Origin of the sequence: Coprococcus intestinihominis (genome assembly GCF_040096555.1) — a bacterium.
Taxonomy (GTDB): domain Bacteria; phylum Bacillota; class Clostridia; order Lachnospirales; family Lachnospiraceae; genus Coprococcus_A; species Coprococcus_A intestinihominis.
The window spans coordinates 1-628 of record NZ_JBBMEK010000526.1; the positions used below are offsets into that span (position 1 = coordinate 1).

Sequence of the window (628 nt, forward strand, 5' to 3'; positions counted from 1 at the left end):
TCCTCACTCAGGAACTGTACCGTTTCGTAAGACAGCACCTGATGTTTCAGCGCCAATGTATCCATCGCTTTTTGCTGCCATAATTGAACCTGGAGTTTCTCAATTATCGACTGACATTCATCCATCTTATCTGGGGTCATATGTATAACAGCATCCGCACCTTTATTCAAAAATGAAATGATTTCTTCACGATTGTAAATATAAAAATCTGTTTCCCAAATAAAAACAGGCATTTCCGGTTCATTTTGCCGCAGTTCATAAAAAAGTTCTCTTCCGGCCGAATCAATATCTTCTGCATTCAGATAATCCTCCTCTGAGTGCTGTCCATGAAGATAATCAATAATAGAAAAGCTCACTTCATTCTCACTCAGAATCTGTCTGGCCTCATCAAAATCGGCGGCATAGAGAAATTGTCCCTTGCCCTGCCATTTATCCGCCATAATGCGGCCTTCTTCACTGCCGAAAATAAGAAATACGCTGTCCTCTGTCACTTCATATAATTCATGTATACACTTTTCTGCATGTCCAATATCCAACACCCACTGAACACTTTTTATTTTTATATCCGATATGCCTTTTCCATCAGCTCTGGCCAATCTGTAAAGTTCGAACAATTCCGAAGAAAAGA

Annotated in this window: 1 protein-coding gene; it reads right to left on the bottom strand. The window is 39.8% G+C overall.

Annotated features, from left to right (window positions below; translation table 11 throughout):
* Positions 1-628: hypothetical protein (locus WMO25_RS18640; protein ID WP_349086751.1), on the bottom strand; the 628-nt coding region annotated here is incomplete at both ends.